Annotated in this window: 18 protein-coding genes; 5 read left to right on the top strand and 13 right to left on the bottom strand. The window is 64.6% G+C overall.

Going from position 1 to position 16,290, the window contains the following annotated elements:
• Window positions 1–8: 8 nt before the first annotated feature.
• Both H3Z74_RS20260 and hisC read right to left on the bottom strand, forming a co-directional pair.
• Window positions 9–917 carry a prephenate/arogenate dehydrogenase family protein gene (locus H3Z74_RS20260; RefSeq protein ID WP_187761325.1) on the bottom strand — a complete coding sequence of 303 codons (909 nt, stop codon included), beginning with the start codon at window positions 915–917 and terminating at the stop codon, window positions 9–11.
• Window positions 917–2,017, bottom strand: coding sequence for a histidinol-phosphate transaminase (hisC, locus tag H3Z74_RS20265; RefSeq protein WP_187761326.1), 1,101 nt, complete (start codon window positions 2,015–2,017; stop codon window positions 917–919). The genes H3Z74_RS20260 and hisC overlap by 1 nt, the downstream gene beginning before the upstream one ends.
• Here hisC and H3Z74_RS20270 point away from each other — a divergent pair.
• The 4 genes from H3Z74_RS20270 (at window position 2,016) to H3Z74_RS20285 (ending at window position 4,459) form a co-directional block, all read left to right on the top strand.
• The gene (locus H3Z74_RS20270; protein WP_187761327.1) at window positions 2,016–2,180 is read left to right on the top strand and encodes a hypothetical protein; all 165 of its coding nucleotides are present in this window, start codon (window positions 2,016–2,018) and stop codon (window positions 2,178–2,180) included. The genes hisC and H3Z74_RS20270 overlap by 2 nt on opposite strands.
• Before the next feature lie 40 nt (window positions 2,181–2,220).
• Window positions 2,221–3,384: a homoserine O-acetyltransferase MetX gene (gene metX / locus H3Z74_RS20275; RefSeq protein WP_187761328.1), complete on the top strand. Its 1,164-nt coding sequence runs from the start codon at window positions 2,221–2,223 to the stop codon at window positions 3,382–3,384.
• Entirely contained in the window at window positions 3,381–3,968 is a 588-nt protein-coding gene (gene metW / locus H3Z74_RS20280) for a methionine biosynthesis protein MetW (protein WP_187761329.1), read from the top strand. Before metX ends, metW begins: the two co-directional genes overlap by 4 nt.
• Window positions 3,969–4,039: 71 nt before the next feature.
• A complete protein-coding gene (locus H3Z74_RS20285) occupies window positions 4,040–4,459 on the top strand; it encodes a response regulator (protein WP_187761330.1) in 420 nt (139 codons plus the stop codon).
• Here H3Z74_RS20285 and H3Z74_RS20290 read toward each other — a convergent pair.
• The 6 genes from H3Z74_RS20290 to H3Z74_RS20315 form a co-directional block, all read right to left on the bottom strand.
• Window positions 4,446–5,993 (bottom strand): sensor histidine kinase, encoded by a 1,548-nt coding sequence (locus tag H3Z74_RS20290; protein WP_187761331.1) that lies wholly within the window; start codon window positions 5,991–5,993, stop codon window positions 4,446–4,448. The genes H3Z74_RS20285 and H3Z74_RS20290 overlap by 14 nt on opposite strands.
• Window positions 5,994–6,056: 63 nt before the next feature.
• A complete protein-coding gene (gene ssb, locus H3Z74_RS20295) occupies window positions 6,057–6,599 on the bottom strand; it encodes a single-stranded DNA-binding protein (protein WP_187761332.1) in 543 nt (180 codons plus the stop codon).
• Window positions 6,600–6,609: 10 nt separating this feature from the next.
• Window positions 6,610–8,505, bottom strand: coding sequence for a ferrous iron transporter B (gene feoB / locus H3Z74_RS20300; RefSeq protein ID WP_187761333.1), 1,896 nt, complete (start codon window positions 8,503–8,505; stop codon window positions 6,610–6,612).
• A 22-nt stretch (window positions 8,506–8,527) separates the two neighbouring features.
• Window positions 8,528–8,800, bottom strand: a complete 273-nt coding sequence (locus H3Z74_RS20305) for a FeoA family protein (RefSeq protein ID WP_187761334.1) — start codon at window positions 8,798–8,800, stop codon at window positions 8,528–8,530.
• Window positions 8,801–8,935: 135 nt separating this feature from the next.
• Entirely contained in the window at window positions 8,936–9,601 is a 666-nt protein-coding gene (locus tag H3Z74_RS20310; RefSeq protein WP_187761335.1) for a COQ9 family protein, read from the bottom strand.
• The gene (locus H3Z74_RS20315) at window positions 9,598–10,566 is read right to left on the bottom strand and encodes a DMT family transporter (protein WP_187761336.1); all 969 of its coding nucleotides are present in this window, start codon (window positions 10,564–10,566) and stop codon (window positions 9,598–9,600) included. Before H3Z74_RS20315 ends, H3Z74_RS20310 begins: the two co-directional genes overlap by 4 nt.
• 83 nt (window positions 10,567–10,649) lie before the next feature.
• Here H3Z74_RS20315 and H3Z74_RS20320 point away from each other — a divergent pair, with 83 nt between their 5' ends.
• Window positions 10,650–11,741, top strand: a complete 1,092-nt coding sequence (locus H3Z74_RS20320; RefSeq protein WP_187761337.1) for an alkene reductase — start codon at window positions 10,650–10,652, stop codon at window positions 11,739–11,741.
• A gap of 371 nt (window positions 11,742–12,112) precedes the next feature.
• Here the strand turns inward: H3Z74_RS20320 and H3Z74_RS20325 are convergent, their stop codons facing one another.
• From H3Z74_RS20325 to ribB, 5 genes are read right to left on the bottom strand one after another with little or no spacing between them, the layout of a single operon-like run.
• Window positions 12,113–13,498 (bottom strand): cytochrome P450, encoded by a 1,386-nt coding sequence (locus H3Z74_RS20325; protein WP_187761338.1) that lies wholly within the window; start codon window positions 13,496–13,498, stop codon window positions 12,113–12,115.
• A gap of 52 nt (window positions 13,499–13,550) precedes the next feature.
• The gene (locus H3Z74_RS20330; protein WP_187761339.1) at window positions 13,551–13,988 is read right to left on the bottom strand and encodes a hypothetical protein; all 438 of its coding nucleotides are present in this window, start codon (window positions 13,986–13,988) and stop codon (window positions 13,551–13,553) included.
• Between the two features lie 10 nt (window positions 13,989–13,998).
• Complete coding sequence (locus tag H3Z74_RS20335) at window positions 13,999–14,547, bottom strand: GNAT family N-acetyltransferase (protein WP_187761340.1); 549 nt, start codon at window positions 14,545–14,547, stop codon at window positions 13,999–14,001.
• Window positions 14,547–14,966, bottom strand: a complete 420-nt coding sequence (ribH, locus tag H3Z74_RS20340) for a 6,7-dimethyl-8-ribityllumazine synthase (RefSeq protein ID WP_187761341.1) — start codon at window positions 14,964–14,966, stop codon at window positions 14,547–14,549. The genes H3Z74_RS20335 and ribH overlap by 1 nt, the downstream gene beginning before the upstream one ends.
• The gene (gene ribB / locus H3Z74_RS20345; RefSeq protein ID WP_187761342.1) at window positions 14,967–16,268 is read right to left on the bottom strand and encodes a 3,4-dihydroxy-2-butanone-4-phosphate synthase; all 1,302 of its coding nucleotides are present in this window, start codon (window positions 16,266–16,268) and stop codon (window positions 14,967–14,969) included.
• Window positions 16,269–16,290: the final 22 nt, after the last annotated feature.

The following is a 16,290-nucleotide window of genomic DNA, read 5'->3' on the forward strand; positions in this document are numbered from 1 at the left end:
CGCCCATATCAATCATGGCTGCGGCCGAAATCGGGCGCCGGATCGTCCTGACCCTGTTCGATGATGCCGCGCCGGATTGCGCGGGTACGTTCGAAATGGTCGAACAACTCCTCCCCCTTGCCGAGCCGGATCGCGCGCTGCAACGCGGTCAGATCCTCCGAGAAGCGCTGCAGCATGTCGAGCACCGCCTCGCGATTGGACAGGAACACGTCGCGCCACATGGTCGGGTCGGACGCGGCGATGCGGGTGAAGTCGCGGAAGCCGCCGGCGGAATATTTGATCACTTCGGACTGAGTCACTTCCTCCAGGTCCGAGGCGGTGCCGACGATGGTATAGGCGATGAGATGCGGCAAATGGCTGGTCACCGCGAGCACGCGGTCGTGATGATCGGGCGCCATCAGCTCGATATCGGCGCCGAGCCGGCGCCAGAATTCGGCAAGGCGCTCGACCGCGATCGGATCGGCGCCCTCGGCCGGGGTGAGGATGCACCAGCGTTTGTGAAACAGGCTGGCAAAGCCCGCTTCGGGCCCGCTGCGCTCGGTCCCCGCGACCGGGTGCGCCGGAATGATCGTCGCGCCGGGCAATGCTTCGGCCAGCGCGCGCGCGACCTCCGCCTTGCATGAGCCGACATCGCTGACGATCGCATCGGCGGGCAGGTCGGCGGCGAAACCGGCGGCGGCGGCGCCCATCGCCCCGACCGGCACGCACAGAATGACCAGGTCGGCGTCGATCACCGCCGCGCCGGCCGTGTCGGTGATATCGTCGCACAGCTGCAACGTGTCGGCGGTCGTGCGGACCGCCGGGTCGAAATCATGACCGGTCAGCCGTACCGTCGGCATGGCCTGACGCACGGCGCGGGCGATCGACGAGCCGATCAGCCCGAGCCCGATGATCGTGACGCGTGCGAACGGCAGCATCAGGCAGTCTTTTCAACCAGTTGGCGCAGCGCAGCGGCGACGCCCCGCGTCTCCTCCTCCGTGCCGATGGTGATGCGCAGGCCGTGCGGCAGGCCCTGACCAGGCAGCCAGCGGACGATATAGCCCGCATCCATCAGCCCCTTGTACGCGGCCTCGGCAGTCAGCGCGCCTTCGAACAGGACAAGCAGGAAATTGGCCTTGGACGGCACGGCGCGCAGGCCCGCATTCCCCATTGCGGCGATCTGATCCGCGAACCAGGCGCGCCAGGTCGCATTGTGCGACCGGGTATGTTCGACGAATTCGGCATCGCCGACTGCCGCTACCGCGGCATTCTGCCCGGCGATGGTGATGTTGAAGGGCAGGCGGATGCGATGCAGCGCCTCGATGATCGCCGCCGAGGCATAGCCCCAGCCGATCCGCTCCGCGGCGAGGCCATGGATCTTCGAAAAGGTGCGCGTGACGAGCACATTGGGCGCTGTCATCGCCAGCGCCATCCCCCCATCATCGTCTTGCGGATCGAGATATTCGGCATAGGCCTGGTCGATCACCAGCAGCACATGGCCGGGCAGGCCGGCATGGAGCCGCGCAATCTCCGACGCCGGCGAATAGGTGCCGGTCGGATTGTTGGGGTTGGCGATATAGACGATGCGAGTCTTGTCGGTAACGTGGCCGAGGATCGCATCGACATCGGTCGCATAATCCTTGTCCGGGGCGATCACCGGCACCGCGCCGACGCGCCGCGCGGCGATTTCATAGACCGCGAAACCGTAATGAACGAAGATCACTTCGTCGCCCGGCCCGGCGAACGCACCCGCCGCGAGATGAAGGATCTCGTCCGAGCCATTGCCATAGATGATCCGCTGCGGATCGAGCCCGTGCTTCTCCGCCAATGCCTCGCGCACGATCGCCCCACTCGCATCGGGGTAGCGTTCGAGCGACAGTTGCGCTGCCACAAAGGCCTGGCGCGCCTTGGGCGAGGTGCCCAGCGGATTCTCGTTCGACGAGAGCTTGGCGACCTTGCGGCCGTCATCCGTGGTCGAGCGGCCGGGAATGTACGGCGCGATCGCCATGATCCAGGGTTTGGGTATCGGTGCGGTCATGGCCGCGGGGCATAACGTTCCGCCACGAATTGACAAGGATTGGCGGGTGTTTCTCTCTTCCGTTCGCTTCGAGCGAAGTCGAGAAGCCTTTTTCCCCGAGGCCTGTTTCTCGACTTCGCTCGAAACCAACGGAGAAGAGATCATCTTCTCAAACAATAGTTGAGGTGTTCACAAGCGCCAGCGAACTCGCTAGCGCCTGCGGCGTGTCCACCACCGATCAGCGCTTCGGCCTTGCCCGTACCATCACCTTGCCCGGCCCGCTCCGGCTCGATGGCGGCGGGCTGCTGTCGCCGGTCGACATCGCCTATGAAACCTATGGCACGCTCAATGCCGAGGGTAGCAATGCGGTGCTGGTGTGCCATGCGCTGACCGGCGACCAGCATGTCGCGAGCGACCATCCGATCACCGGCAAGCCGGGCTGGTGGGCGCGCATGGTGGGCCCCGGCAAGCCGGTCGATCCGGAGCGTCATTTCATCGTCTGCGCCAATGTCCTGGGCAGCTGCATGGGATCATCCGGCCCGGCGAGCCTCAATCCGGCAACCGGCGCGCCCTGGGCAATGGCGTTTCCGGTGATCACGATCCGCGACATGGTGCGCGCGCAGGCAATGCTGCTCGATCACCTCGGCGTTGGCGTGCTGCATGCGGTAGTCGGCGGGTCGATGGGCGGGATGCAGGCGCTGAGCTGGCCTGCGACTTTCCCCGAACGGGTCAGGGCGGCCGTGGTGATCGCTTCGACCGCGCGCCACACCGCGCAGAACATCGCCTTTCACGAAGTCGGCCGCCAGGCGGTGATGGCCGACCCGAAATGGCGCGGCGGCGATTATTATGGCGGGGGTCAGGGCGTAAACGGTCAGAACGGGGGCGATCCGCCCGCCGCGGGGCTGGCGGTGGCGCGGATGGCGGCGCACATCACCTATCTGTCCGAAGCCGGGCTGACCGAGAAGTTCGGGCGGCGGCTGCAGGCGCGGCCCGACCGGCCGGACGGCGCGAAATCATTCGGCTTCGATGCCGATTTCCAGATCGAAAGCTATCTGCGTCACCAGGGCATCGCCTTCGTCGATCGCTTCGACGCCAATTCCTATCTCTATATCACCCGCGCGATGGATTATTTCGATCTCGCCGAGGAGCATGGCGGGCATCTCGCGAATGCGTTCAGGGCGAGCAAGGCGCGCTTCTGCCTGGTCAGTTTCGATACCGACTGGCTCTATCCGACGCCCGAATCGCGCGCGATCGTTCATGCGCTCAACGCAGCGGGCGCGCCGGTCAGCTTCGTCGAATTGTCGAGCCCGTTCGGGCATGACGCGTTCCTGCTCGAATCGCCCGAGATGAACCGGGTGGTCGATGGCTTTTTGCGAGTCGGCGCATGACGCTGCGCCCCGATCTGGCGATCATCGCCGACAATGTCGCGCAAGGATCGCGCGTGCTCGATGTTGGGTGCGGCGACGGCGCGCTGATGGCGGCCTTGCGCGACATGCACGGCGTCGATGCGCGCGGGCTGGAGATCGAGGCGGTCAATGTCGCCGCGGCGGTGTCGCGCGGCCTGTCGGTGATCCAGGGCGATGCCGATACCGACCTGGCCGATTATCCCGATGCCAGTTTCGACTATGCGATTCTCAGCCAGACCCTGCAGACCACCAGGCGGCCCGATGCGGTGCTCGACCAGTTGCTCCGGATCGGACGGCGTGCGTTCGTATCCTTTCCGAACTTCGCGCACTGGCGGGTACGGGCCTCGCTGCTGTGGGGCGGACGGATGCCGGTGACGCGGTTGCTGCCCGAACAATGGTTCGACACGCCCAATATCCATCATGTCACGATCGACGATTTCCGTGCGCTGGTAAAAGATCGCGGTCTCACCGTGGAAGGAGCCTGGTTTCTGTCAGGCGACAAGCAAACGACCTCGGCAGCGGCGAATTTCCTGGCCGAGCATGCGGTATTCCTGCTGAAGAATTGATCTCGATCAGGAACAAATAGTCACGTTCGAGGTTTCTGGCTGGAACAAACCGCTTGGAACCACCCGAGATAATGTCTGCAACCGCGATCATTGTAGAAGACGAGATCTTCGTCGCCCTCGACCTGGAACGCATCCTGACCAGTGCGGGCTATACGGTGAAGGCGATCGCGGCGGACAAGACCGGCGCGATCGCGGCAGCCGGCGAAGCGGCAGGTGATTGCAGCTTCGCACTCGTCGATATCAACCTGCGGGATGGCCCGACCGGGCCCGATCTGGCGAAAACACTGGCGCGCGATTACGGCATGAAGGTCGTGTTCGTCACCGCCAACCCAGGTCAGATCGCCAATCCCAGCGGTGCGCTCGGCTATGTCCGCAAGCCGTTCAGCGAATCCGCCATCCTCGCGGCCGCTGCCCTGGCCAGTGCCCAAGGCAAGATGGCGCTCGGTGCGAATGACGACTTCGTCCTGCTGGACGATTCTAGCGCCGGCTGAAGGCCGATACCGGTACGCGCACGGTCACGTGCAGCCCCGCCACATCCCATGACCGGTCGATCTTGCCGCCGAGCTGGCGGACGACGCTCATCTCGATCAGCTGCGACCCGAAACCATGGCTGGCCGGTGGTGCCGCCACGGCCGGCCCGTCCTGCTCCACCCAGTTCAACACCACGGCGTCGTGATCGATCGCGCAATCCAGCGTGATGTGGCCGGTATCGATCGACAGCGCGCCATATTTGGTCGCGTTGGTGGCAAGTTCGTGGAACAGCAGCGCCAGCGGCGTTGCCGAGCGGTCGTCGATCTCTACATCGCTGCCGCCGACCAGGATTCGCTGTCCACCGATCGGCTGATAGGGGCGAAATAATTCGTCGAGCAGACCGTGCAGGCTGGTCTGAGCCAGCGCCGGGGCCGATTGCGCGCTATGCGGCCGGACGAAATCATGCGCGCGGCCCAACGCTGTGACACGCGCGCGCAGGTCCTCTGCGATCGGCGAGAAACCGGGATTCATCCGCGCCGCAAAGCTGATCAGGCCGGAAATCACCGCGAAGATGTTCTTGATCCGGTGGCTCAGCTCCTGCGCGATGACCTCGCGCTCCTCACTCGCCTCTTTCTGTTCGTGAATGTCGGTGCAGGTTCCGAACCAGCGCGTGATCGTGCCGGCATCATCGCGGATCGGCAGTGCCCGGCCCAAGATCCAGCGATAGGCGCCGTCAGCGCGGCGCAACCGATATTCGAGCTGATACGGATCGCCGCTGTCCAGCGAATGGTGCCAGATGGTCCAGGCGCGTTCGCGATCCTCGGGATGAAAGATTCCGTTCCATGCCTCGCCATCGGTCGATCCTTCCGGCATGCCGGTGAAGTCGTACCAGCGCGCATTGTAATAGTCGTGATAGCCGTCCGGCCGGCTCGACCACACCATCTGCGGCATCGAATCGGCAAGTACGCGGAAGCGATTGTGACTTTCCGCCAGCGCGCGGTGGCTGGCATTTTCAGAGTCGCGCCAGGCGGCGGCGTCGCGGCTGTCGTTGAGCCGCTCCATCACCGATCCGGCCAGTGTCACCAGCCCCTGGCGCTGCAGCGCGGTGAGACCCGCACGCGGCACCGAATCGATCACGCAGAGCGATCCGAGCGGCGTACCGTCGGCAGCGATCAGCGGCGCGCCGGCATAGAAGCGGATATTGGGTTCGCCGGTGACGAGCGGATTGTCGGCAAAGCGCGGATCTTCCGTCGCATCCGGCACGACCATCACATCGTCGCCAAGCATGGCGAACGCGCAGAAGGAGGTTTCGCGCGGTGTTTCCGTCACCTCCAGCCCGGTACGGGCGAGAAAAGTCTGGCGCCTTTCCTCGACCAGGCTGACCAGTGCGATCGGCGCATCGCACAGCGCCGCCGCGAAATCGGTGATCGATTTGAGCCCCGCACTATCGCGCAGCGATTCGATGTCGTGCTGGGCAATCGCCGCGGTGCGCGCCGATTCGTCGATACGCCAGGCGCTCAGGGCCGGGGTATCGGTGGAGGGGGTGTCAGTCATGCGGAGGGAGAACGCCTGCGGGCCGTTTCGGGTTCAAAACGGCCCGGATCAGGCGCATGGCCATCAGAACGGCACGTCGTCGTCGAGATCGTCCGAGAAGCTGCCGCGGCTCGCGCCGCCCGACGCGCCACCACCGCGGCTGCCGCCGCCATAGCCGCCGCCCGATCCGCCACCAAAGTCGTTGCCGCCGCCGCCGAAATCGTCACGCGCGCCGCCGCTGCCGCCACCGCCGCCCGACCCGCCACCGGCACCCGGGGCGCCGTCGAGCATGGTCAGAACGCTGTTGAAGCCCTGCAGCACGATTTCGGTCGAATATTTGTCCTGGCCCTGCGCATCCTGCCATTTGCGGGTCTTCAGCGCGCCCTCGATATAGACCTTGCTGCCCTTGCGCAGATAGCGCTCGGCGACATTGGCCAGGCCTTCGTTGAAGATCGCCACCGAATGCCATTCGGTCGCTTCCTTGCGCTCGCCGGTGTTCTTGTCCTTCCACGAATCGGACGTGGCGATGCGCAGATTGACGACCTTGCCGCCATTCTGGAAGCTCTTGCTCTCGGGGTCGCGGCCGAGATTACCGACCAAAATCACCTTATTGACGCTGCCCGCCATAACTTACTTCCTACAAACCGAGTCCTATTGCGGCCCAGTATGTAGCTCCGGCGGCGACATATGCCAGCGCGAACAGATAGCCGACCATGAAAGCGGGCCATTTCCAGCCATTGGTCTCGCGCCGCGTGACCGCGATGGTCGAAATGCACTGCGGCGCGAACACGAACCACATCAGGAAAGCGAGCGCAGTCGGCAGGCTCCAGCGGCCGCGCAGATTTTCCGACAGCTTGCCCTGGCCGGCCTCATCCTCCGGATTGTCGATCGCATAGACCGTGGCCATCGCGCCCACCGCCGCCTCACGCGCCGCCATCGCCGGCAGCAGCGAGAGCGCGATATCGTGGTTGAAGCCGATCGGTCTGACCACCACTTCGATCCCCGATGCAATCCGGCCGGCGATCGAATATTCGCTTTGCCGTTGTCCCGCAGGGGCGACCGGATAACTCGCCAGCACCCACAGCAGCGCGACGGTCAGAGCGATCGTCGTGCCGGCGCGCTTGAGGAAGATCAGCGCGCGGCTCCACAATCCGAGCGCGACATCGCCAAGGCGCGGCCATTGATATTTGGGCATTTCCATCATGAAGCCGGACGATGGCCCCTTGGTCACCGTTCGGCGCAGCGCGAGCGCGGCGAAGAACGCCCCGACCACGCCGAGCACATAAAGGCCAAGCATCACCAGGCCCTGCAGCCCGACGAACGGCAGGATTCGCGTATTGGGGATCAGTGCCCCGATCACCAACGTATAGACCGGCAGCCGCGCCGAACAGGTCATCAGCGGCGCGATCAGGATGGTGGTCAGCCGGTCCTTCTCGTCATCGATCGTGCGCGTCGCCATGATGCCCGGCACCGCACAGGCGAAGGACGAGAGCAATGGGATGAAGGCGCGTCCCGACAGGCCGACACTGGCCATCAGCCGGTCCATCATGAACGCCGCGCGAACCATATAGCCGGTCGCCTCCAGCACCAGGATGAAGGTGAACAGGATCAGGATCTGCGGCAGGAACACGATCACGGCGCCGACCCCGGCAATGACGCCGTCGCTCAGGAACGAACGGATCGCGGTGATGACGCCGTCGCTCAGTACCGAGCGCAGGAAACCCGGCACGGGCGCTGCGCGGACGCCGCTCTCAATCCAGGCGAACAGCGATTCGATCCAGCCGATCGGCGTTTCCGACCAGGCGAACACCGCCTGGAACATCACGAACAGGATGGTCAGCAACAGGATCGGGCCGGCCACCGGATGCAGCGCCACCGCGTCGAGCATATGCGTCCAGCGCCGCACCGCGGTTTCGGACACGGTCGAGGCAGCGGCAATGCTGCGCGCCCGGCGCTGCAGGGTAACGATATCCTCGCCGACATGCCCTTCACTCGAGCGCAGGCGCACCGCGGCGCCCGACCCGATCGCACTGGTCAGCGCGGCCTTCAATTCATCCAGGCCGCGCCGGCGCACTGCCACGGTCGGGATCACCGGCACGCCAAGTTCTGCCGACAGTTTCGCCGCATCGAGCGTCAGCCCGTCGCGCTCGGCAAGGTCGATCATGTTGAGCGCGACCACCACCGGCAGGCCGAGCGCGATCAATTGCAGCGCGAAGCGTAAGTGATTGTCGAGATTTGCGGCATCGACGACGATGACGATCGCATCGGGCAGTCGCTCACCGGCCTGGGTGCCGGTCACCACGTCGCGGGTCACGCGCTCATCGGGACTCGACGGATCAAGGCTATAGGCGCCGGGCAGATCGACCAGATCAATCGGGCGACCATCGGCCAGCGCAAGCTTGCCCGAATGACGCTCAACCGTGACGCCGGGATAATTGCCGACTTTTTGCCGCGCCCCGGTCAGCGCATTGAACAACGCGCTCTTGCCGGCATTGGGATTGCCGACCAACGCAACCAGCGGGATCGTCGTCATCTAGGGTGCGTGCTCATAAACCCTAGAGGGTCAGTGGAGAAACGCGGATCGACCCGGCGACCGTGCGACGCAGCGCGACCGTCATGCGGCCGATGCGGCAGGCCATCGGGCCCCGGCCAAGCGGCGAACGATGCAGTACCTCGACCCCCACACCTTCGTCGAAGCCGAGCTCGCGCAAGCGCCGTGCCTCGGGAATGCTCAGGCCCTGCCAGTCGATATCCGCCACAGTCGCGCGCTGACCGCGAGGCAGCGACTCGAGGCTGACGGGAATGGGGATTGTGGTAACGGCGTCCATGATGCGACTGATTATCAATAACTATGCGCCGACGCCAGTGACAAATGCGTCATGGGGCACCGCCTGCGCCGCTTCTGCGTCTTGTTCAGGGCCGGATATCAAGACGATCAGCACCGCCAGCAGGGAGGCACGCGCCTATACCACAGGGTAGCGCAGCCGGCCGATAAAGCGCGACAGGCTGGGCCGGTGCTGGGTGCGCGCCAGAAAGCCTGCCTTGGCCTTTTCGAAGCGCATGATGCCGTCGATACGGCGCGACAGGAACGCGCTCGTATCGGCGTGCCCCGCGCTGTCGTCGTCGAGGAATACCGTCAACGTCGCGGCATAGACGCCGGCGAGCATCGTGCGCTTGGTATAATGATTATAATCGGTCGCGGTGTCGCCGGCGGCGCGCCACATCAGGTCGGCGGCGCGCCAGCCAAGCTTTGCGCCGCGCACGATATTTTGCGGCAGGCTGAGGATCGCCAACGCGCGGCGTAGCGCCTCCCGGTTGGGTGCGGTGACGGCGAGGCGGGCTTCGATCAGCCCGGAAATCTTCGCCCGCACCTTCATCGTCGCCAGCGTTTCGGGCGGCAGCGCCGCGAGCATGGCGCGGTCGACGCTCGCGAACCAGGCGTCGATCATGTCGACCGGGCCATCGGAAAAGGCGAGCAGGGCGATGTCGCGATCGACCTGCGCTGCATCCGCGGCGGCATCGCGCGCGGCATCGCCCCAGCCGTCGAATGCGGCATTGGCAGCGATCAGCGGGGCGAGCGCGTCGCGCACCTCGTCCAGGGTCGGGTCCTGCGGCAGCGCATCGGTCATCGCGGCGTCTCCTCCGGAGCCAGTTCCTCCGGCTCCAATCTAGGCCCGGTCGCGGCCGGTGCAAGCGGGGCGGACTCCGGCGGCGCGGAACCGGGCGTACGCCGCACGAGCACCAGCGCCACCGCGACCAGCACGGCGCCAATCCAGTCGGCCGCGCCGAGCCGCTCGTTGTAGACCAGCCAGCCGATCGTCGCCCCGACGATCGGCTGCGTCAGCAGCCCGAGACCGACGATCAGCGGGGAGAGCTGGCCGAGCGCGTAGATCATCAACCCCTGTCCGAATACCTGGCTGGCCAGCGCGACCCCGATCAGCGGAATCCAGTTGTCGGGCAGGATGCGCTCCCCCAATGCCCAGGCGAAGACGAGCAGCGGCAGCATCGCGGCGATCGTCGCCAGTGCCAGCGCGGGCAGCGACGACATGGTGTCGCGGGCGCGCGCCATGCAGATGAAATAGAGCGTGTAGAGAATGCCGGCGAACAGGCAGAGCAGATCGCCGACCAGGTTGCGCGGATTGAGGCTGTAGGACTGCCCCATCAGCAGCGTCGCGCCGATCGCGGCGAGGATCAGCGCCACGCCTTGCATGCGGGTGGGCCAGGCACGCAGGACGAGGAAACCATAGATCGGGAAGATCAGTGTCGCGGCATTGCCGAACAAGGTCGCATTGGCGAGCGTGGTACGCAGGATACCGAGATGCCAGCTCCCCAGATCGGCGGCGAAGCTGATCCCGGCAACGCCGATCATCAGCCATAGCCCCCAGCTCAAGCCCTTACCCCGCCAGCCACCCGCAAACGCTGCGCCCAGCAGCAGCGGCGCGGCGAGCGTCACGCGCCAGAAGCCGGCGGCGACTGGCCCGGTATCGGCAAGGCGTACGAACCACGGCCCGAAGGCGAGCAGAATATTGGCTGCGATCAGCGCGGCGAAAGCCAGGCGATGCGGCGCGAGGGATGTGTCGATGGTTTCAGCCATGCTAGTTTTTCTTGGGCTCGGGGACATGCATGCTGCGCCTTAGCGTCCTATCTGATCGCAGTCAGGTAGCAAAAGGAAACGGAATGCCCAGCTTGTTTGACCCGATCCAGCTCGGGGCGATCCGATCGCCCAGCCGCATTCTCATGGCGCCGATGACGCGAGGCCGCGCGACCAGGGAAGGGGTGCCGACCGGCCTGATGATCGATTATTATGCGCAGCGCGCAAGCGCCGGGCTGATCATTACCGAAGGCACAGGAATCAGCCGCGAGGGGCTGGGTTGGCCGTTCGCGCCGGGACTATGGACCGACGAGCAGGTCGAGGCGTGGAAGCCGGTCACCGGCGCAGTGCATGCCGCAGGCGGCCAGATCGTGGCGCAGCTCTGGCATATGGGCCGTCAGGTCCATTCATCGGTGATTGGTGGACAAGCCGTATCGTCATCGGCCACCGTCACGCCCGGCCAGGTGCATACCTATGACGGCAAGCAGGACCATGAGGCAGCGCGGCCGCTCGACATTGACGAGATTCCGCGCCTGCTGAACGATTATGAGCTGGCGACGCGCAACGCGCTCGCCGCCGGGTTCGACGGGGTGCAGATTCATGGCGCGAACGGTTATCTGATTGACCAGTTTCTGCGCGACAATGCCAATTTCCGCGACGACATCTATGGCGGCAGCATCGAGAACCGGGTGCGCCTGATGCGCCAGGTGGTCGAGCGCGTCGCCTCGGTCGCCGGTGTCGAGCGCACCTCGATCCGCCTTTCGCCCAATGGCGAATCGCAAGGCGTCGACGACAGCAATCCGACCGCCCTGTTCACGACGGCGGCAAAGGTACTGGACGAGATCGGCATCGCCTTCCTCGAATTGCGCGAACCCGGGTCGGACGGCACGTTCGGCCGTACTGATGTGCCCAAATTATCGCCGGCGATACGCGAGGTGTTCAGCGGGCCACTGGTGGTCAATTCGGACTATACGACCGTGGAGCAGGCCCAGGCCGTGCTCGATACCGGTACTGCGGATGCGATCGCGTTCGGGCGGACATTCCTCGCCAATCCCGACCTGCCCGAACGACTGCGCATTGGCGCACCGCTCAACCAGTCGAACTGGAAGACCTGGTACAGCCAGGAAGCCGAGGGCTATACCGACTATCCGACGCTGGAAAGCGTCGCGGCGGAATAGATCCTGCCATCCGATGATCACCCCGAGCCTGTCTAAGGGTAGGGTTATCGATCTCGATCCGGCGCTGGAACGGATGGCGATTCAATGACGTGGCGGGATGCCGCATGGTGAGAGTCGGACGAGACGCCGATCAGGCGTTCTCGTCCTGCTCTTTCAAATGGCCACGAAGCGTCGCGCGATCATCGCCCCTGTTTCGATCGAAACGGCCCCTGTTATCGCCCCTGTTCCACCCCTGTTTCCATACCAGGGGCAGGGTCAGCCATGCTCCTGAAAACAAACGCGTAATCCAGATATCGATCCAACAATAACAGGGGCGCGAAAATACAATGCCGATAACAGGGGATAACAGGGGCGAACCGGCTTGAAACCGCTCAGTTCAGCGGGACGAAGCGGAGTGGCAGCCCATCCTTCGGCCGGGGGATGGGCACGCTTTGCCAGGTGCGCCCCGCCCCCGGGGCGAGCTCGATCCGATAGCGGCTGAGCAATTGCACCATCAGCAGTTTGATCTGCATCGTCGCGAAATGCAGCCCAAGACACATATGCGCGCCGCCGCCGAACGGCACCCAGGCATATTTGTGCCGCCCCTTGCTCGCCTCGGGCGTGAAACGCAGCGGATCGAACCGATCCGGATCGGGCCACAGATCGGGCATCTGATGCGTGTGGCGGATATTGATGCCGATGAAGGTCCCCGCGGGGATATCGTAGCCACCGAAACTGAAATCCTTCAGCGCGCGCCGGGGCAGCGACGGCACCGGCGGGACCAGCCGCAACGCTTCCTTGAAGGCATATTCGGTCAGCACCAGGCGATCGAGCTGGGTGTGCGGCACACCCGCATCGTTAAGGCCGAGCGAGAGCACTTCTTCGCGCAACCGGTCCTGCCATTCGACATGACGGCCAAGCAGCATGACCAGGCTGGTCGCCGACGAGGTGATGGTGTCGTGTGCAGCCATCATCAGGAAATTCATGTGATCGATGATCGCGGCATCGCTCAGCGGTTGCCCATCGTCGTCGACCGCGCGGCAGAATTGCGAGAAGAAATCCTGCCCGCCTTCGCCCGCAGCGTCGCGCGCGCGCCGTTTCGGGATCTCGCGCGCAAAAATCTCCATCAGAAAGGCGCGCGCCTTGACGCCTTTACGCATTTTCGTGCCGGGCAAGGGCAAGCGTATCGGATCGACCGTCGCCTGCACTTCATCCACAAAGGCGCGATTGATCTGCTCGGCCTCTTCGCCAAGCGGCATGCCGAGAAAACTCTCCGCTGCGAGATCGAGCGTCAACGCCTTGATCGCATCATAGAATTTGAGCGGCTTGCCCGACCAGCCCGCAACCTGGCGGGCAATGCCGTCATTCATGCTCTCGGCATAATGGCGCATCGGTTCGGGCTTGAACGCGACCGACAATGTCTTGCGGTCGGCGCGATGCTTCTCGAAATCCATCAGCATCAGCCCACGCGGGAACAGCAGGTTGAGCAGCGGCCCCCAACCCTGCTCCGACGAGAAGATCTTGTCGCGATCGAAGAGTACCAGCTCATTCGCTTCCGGCCCAAGCAACGCCAGGCTGGGACCACCAAAGACGTTGACACGATAGACCCGGCCATGGGCCGCTTCCATGCGACGGGAGAAAGCGATCGGATCCTTCAGCATCCTGAGCGTGCTGCCGATAAAAGGCAGGCCGTCCTCGCCGGGGATGCTCCTGAGCGCGCGCGATGCAGGGCGCGGCAGCCAGTGGGGATTCGCCTCGAAGCTATGCGCGTAAGCCATGCCGGATCTCCTTACTTACATCAGTATAAGTAAGAGCCGCGACAATTGAAAGTCAGTGTTCGGCGGACGCGCGTTCGGCACGGTCGAGCCATGCCGTGAGAAGCCTGCGCACGCCCTTGCGTAACCCCGGATTGAGCAGAACGAGCGGCGCGACGAGAAACCACGGGTTGGTGAGCACCACCAGCGCGAAGGCGAACGACGCGGCGAACACACCGAGCTTCACTTGCCCAAGTGTCTGCATGCGGGCGGCGTCGAGCTTGATCGTGCGCGGTGCGCGATCATCGTAGAAGGGGTGGGTGGTGACCTCTGCGCTGCCATCGAAGCGAGTCTGCCTGGGCAAGGACAGTTTCAGCGGCCCGACAGGCGCTGCCCCGGAGGATTTCGGCAGGGACGGCGGCGCACCCTGTACCGGCCTGCCGCCCTCGGCCCAGGTGTCGATCACGAAAAGCCGGCGATCCTTCTCGATCACGCGGTAGCGGGATGTCGGCACCCCGCTCATCTCAGTTCGCGCCGGCCGAGCGGCGCGCACGCCAGGTCGTTGCGCTCTGGCCCCAATTGTCGACCGGATCGGCTTCAAATGGCGGCGGCAGCCTGATTGGGCCGCGATTAACGCCCCCGAGCCGGCGCGCAAGCGCGATCGACGCTGCATTGCCGGGATCGATCGAATGCATCACATCGTCCCAGCGGAGCACATCGACCGCATAATCGATCGCTGCACTCGCCGCCTCGAACGCGAAGCCCTTGCCGGCGAATTCGGGGAGCACGCCCCAGCCAACCTCTGTCCCCGGCCAGCCTTCCGGTTGCCAGGGTCCGGCGCGACCGACCCAGCGGCCACTGTCGCGCTCAACCAGCGAAAACATCGAAAAGCCGCGAATCGACCAGGCACCAGCCATCGCGCACAGCCCGCGCCAGGCAACGCTGCGCGGCTGCACGCCGCCAAGAAAGCGCATCACGCTCTCATCGGCATGAAAGCGTGCCCAATCCTCGAAATCTTCCGCGGCGACCGGCCGCAGGATGAGGCGCTCGGTGAACAGCACCGGCAGGCTCATCAGCCGAACCGGCCCTTCAGGTCGAGCATGGCGATGGCAGCCTTGGCCGCCTCGCCGCCCTTGTCCTTCTCGGTCCGGCGCGCGCGGGTCAGCGCCTGCGCCTCGTTCTCGACCGTCAGGATGCCGTTGCCGATCGCCACGCCATCCATCGACAACGCCATCAGCCCGCGCGCGCTTTCGCCGGCTACGATCTCGAAATGATAGGTCTCGCCGCGAATCACCACGCCGAGGGCAACAAAACCGTCATAGGCGCCGCTATCGGATGCGAGCGCGACCGCGCCGGGAATCTCCAGCGCACCGGGAACGGTGATCGTCTCATGATCATGCCCCGCCGCCTCGATCGCCGTACGCGCACCGTCAAGCAGCAGGTCGTTGAGATGGTCGTAGAAGCGAGCCTCGACGATCAGAAACTTGGCCATTTACTCGCCTCCGGTCCCGGGAATTGCACGCTCGCCGACGATCGACAGGCCATAGCCGTCAAGCCCGACCAGCGTATGATGCGTATTGGTCAAAAGCACCATGTCCTGCACGCCCAGCTCAGCGAGAATCTGCGCGCCGACGCCATAATCGCGCAGTTCCTCGATCTCCGGCGCGCCCGCGCCCTTGCCTTCGCCGCGCAGCTTGATGAAGCGCGACACGCTGTCTTTCATCGGACGGTTGATCACCACGATCACGCCCGATCCGGCTTCCGCGATCATTTCCATCGATCGCGACAACAGGCCCGACCGCTCCGATGTCTCGCCGAACATGTCGACGAAATAGGATGCGGTATGCATCCGCACCAATGTCGGCGCGTCGGGATCGATATAGCCCTTGACCAGCGCGATCGTTTCGTCGCCGCTGGCCTTGTTGAAGAAGGTCATCGCGCGCCAGTCGCCGCCCCATTTGCTCTCGAAAACCATCTCCGCGCGCTTCTCGACCAGATGGTCGTGCTTGCGGCGATAGGCAATCAAGTCGCGTATCGTACCCATCTTCAAATTATGCAGCCGGGCGAAGGCGACGAGATCGTCCATCCGCGCCATGGTGCCGTCGTCCTTCATGATCTCGCAAATCACGCCCGACGGGTTGAGTCCGGCCAACCGCGCGACGTCGACCGCCGCCTCGGTATGACCAGCACGGACCAGCACGCCGCCATCGCGCGCGACCAGCGGGAAGACATGGCCGGGGGTGACGATATCTTCCTTGCCCTTGGCCGCGTCGATCGCGACCGAGATGGTGCGCGCGCGATCGGCAGCGGAGATGCCTGTGGTCACCCCGTCTCGCGCCTCGATCGAGGTGGTGAAGGCGGTCTCGTGCCGCGTCCCATTGGCCCGGCTCATCAGCTCGAGACCGAGCGCATCGACCCGCGTCTTGGTCATCGACAGGCAGATCAGGCCGCGGCCATGCGTCGCCATGAAGTTGATCGCATCGGGCGTCGCCATTTGCGCCGGGATGATCAGATCGCCTTCATTCTCGCGGTCTTCGTCATCGACCAGGATGAACATGCGGCCATTGCGCGCTTCGTCGATGATCTCCTCAATCGAGACCAGGGCCGGGGTATCGTCATTGGAGAAAATGAAGGTCTCGAGCTTGCGCAACGTGTCGGCAGTCGGATTCCAGTCGAGCTGGTCGAGATCGCGCAATGTGTTGGCGTGGAGGCCGGCGGCCCGGGCAAGGCCGGAGCGCGACATGCCGCCATCGGTAACCAGGCTGCGGAGTTTTTCGATCAGTTGCGTGCTCATGTCCATCGTCCAAATCACATCG

Origin of the sequence: Sphingomonas alpina (assembly GCF_014490665.1) — a bacterium.
GTDB lineage: Bacteria > Pseudomonadota > Alphaproteobacteria > Sphingomonadales > Sphingomonadaceae > Sphingomonas > Sphingomonas alpina.